The sequence below is a fragment of the Trebonia sp. genome (assembly GCF_049794275.1).
Lineage (GTDB): Bacteria > Actinomycetota > Actinomycetes > Streptosporangiales > Streptosporangiaceae > Trebonia.
Genome location: NZ_JBARCR010000704.1, coordinates 1 through 2,000 on the forward strand (window position 1 = coordinate 1; position 2,000 = coordinate 2,000).

Annotated in this window: 1 protein-coding gene and 1 pseudogene; both read left to right on the forward strand. The window is 70.1% G+C overall.

Going from position 1 to position 2,000, the window contains the following annotated elements:
- Window positions 1-194 (forward strand): annotated as a pseudogene (locus WA805_RS18740) (phosphate acyltransferase PlsX); the annotation flags it as partial.
- A gap of 39 nt (window positions 195-233) precedes the next feature.
- Window positions 234-1,979: an arginine--tRNA ligase gene (gene argS / locus WA805_RS18745; protein WP_425242973.1), complete on the forward strand. Its 1,746-nt coding sequence runs from the start codon at window positions 234-236 to the stop codon at window positions 1,977-1,979.
- Window positions 1,980-2,000: the final 21 nt, after the last annotated feature.

Sequence of the window (2,000 nt, forward strand, 5' to 3'; positions counted from 1 at the left end):
GCGCTGCCCTGCTCGGGCTCGGCGGCAGCGTCGTCATCGCGCACGGGGCGTCGACCGCGCGGGCGGTCAGCTCCGCCTGCGCGCTCGCCGCGAACCTGACCCGCGGCGACATCACCGAGAAGATCAGGGCCCGGGTCGGCGCGCCGAGCGAGCGGCGCGGCGCGCACTTCCTGCGCCGCGACCGCGAACGATAACCAGTCTGCGCCTGCATCGCGACTCACTAGACTGTCTGCATGGCAGATCCTCAGCAGGTCCTCAGCGCACGGGTGCGCGACGCGCTCGGCGCGGCGTTCGGTGACGGTTACGCCGACGCGGACCCGCTGATCCGCCCGTCCTCGTTCGCGGACTACCAGTCCAACGCGGCGCTGCCGCTCGCCAAGCGGCTCGGCAGGCCGCCGCGCGACATCGCGGCCGAGATCATCGGCCGGCTGGACGTCAGCGACATCGCCGCCGAGCCCACGGTCAGCGGCCCCGGCTTCGTCAACTTCACGCTGCGGCCCGGATGGATCGCCGAGGCCACCACCGGCCTGCTCGCCGACCCGAGGCTGGGCACGCCGCTGGCCGCCAGCCCGCGCACCGTCATCGTCGAGTACTCCTCGCCGAACATCGCCAAGGAAATGCACGTCGGGCACCTGCGCTCCACGATCGTCGGTGACGCGATCGCACGGGTGACCGAGTTCGCCGGCCACCACGTGATCAGGGATAACCACGTAGGGGACTGGGGCACGCAGTTCGGCATGCTGATCGAGTACCTCTTCGACATCGGCGAGGACGCTCCCGAGGCGCAGCTGCTGCGCACCGACCCGAACGCGTTCTACCAGTCCGCCCGGGTGAAGTTCGACACCGACGCGGCCTTCGCGGACCGGGCGAGAGAGCGGGTCGTCAAGCTCCAAGCGCAGGATGACCCGGCGACGCAGCGGCTCTGGGAAGAGCTCATGGAGCTGTCCAGGCAGTACCTGCGGAACACCTACGCCGCGCTGCGGGTCACGCTGACCGACGACGACATCAGGGGCGAGAGCTTCTACAACGACATGCTCGCCGACGTCGTCGCGGACCTCGAAGCCATGGGCCTCGCGGTGATCAGCGACGGCGCGCTCTGCGTGTTCCCGCCGGGCTTCACCGGCCGCGACGGCACCCAGCTGCCGGTCATCGTCCGCAAGAGGGACGGCGGCTACAACTACTCGACCACCGACCTGGCCACGATCAGGTACCGGATCGACAAGCTCAACGCGGACCGCGCGATCTACGTCGTCGGCTCCGACCAGACGCTGCACTTCAGGATGGTGTTCGCGGTCGCCAGGCTGGCCGGCTGGCTGCCGGAGACCGCCGACTTCACGCACGCGCAGATCGGCCTGGTCCTGGGCACGGACGGGCAGCGGCTGCGGACAAGGTCGGGTGACAACGTCCCGCTCAGCGACCTGCTCACCGAGGGAATCCAGCGGGCTCGCGCCATCCTGGACGAGGTCGACCGCGATGAGCAGGACCGCGGGCTCGACCTGGACGCGATCGCGCAGGACATCGGCATCGGCGCGATCAAGTACGCGGACCTGTCTACCGCACGGGACAGCACGTACACGTTCGACTGGGACCGGATGATCTCCTTCCGCGGCGACACCGGGCCCTACCTGCAGTACGCCACGACCAGGATCCGGTCCATCTTCCGCAGGGCGGGGATCGCGGAAACGGACGTGCGCGGCCCGATCGCGGTGACCGAGCCTGCCGAGCGGGAGCTGGCGCTGAAGCTGCTCGGCTTCGGCGCGGTCGTCACGCAGGTCGTCGACACGACCGAGCCGCACCGGCTGTGCGGCTACCTCTTCGAGGTCGCCAGCCTGTTCACCGCGTTCTACGAGCAGTGCCCGGTGCTCAAGGCCGACGACGACGAGACCAGGCAAAGCCGCCTCGCGCTGTGCGCCGCCGCGCTGCGGGTGCTCACCGCCGGCCTTGGCCTGCTCGGCGTGCCGATTCCGGACCGGATGTAGCGCGCGTCTTACGCGAACCCC

Bases quoted from the DNA above. Each gene is read 5' to 3' on its own strand.
- argS (WP_425242973.1), top strand. From the start codon at position 234: ATGGCAGATCCTCAGCAGGTCCTCAGCGCACGGGTGCGCGACGCGCTC.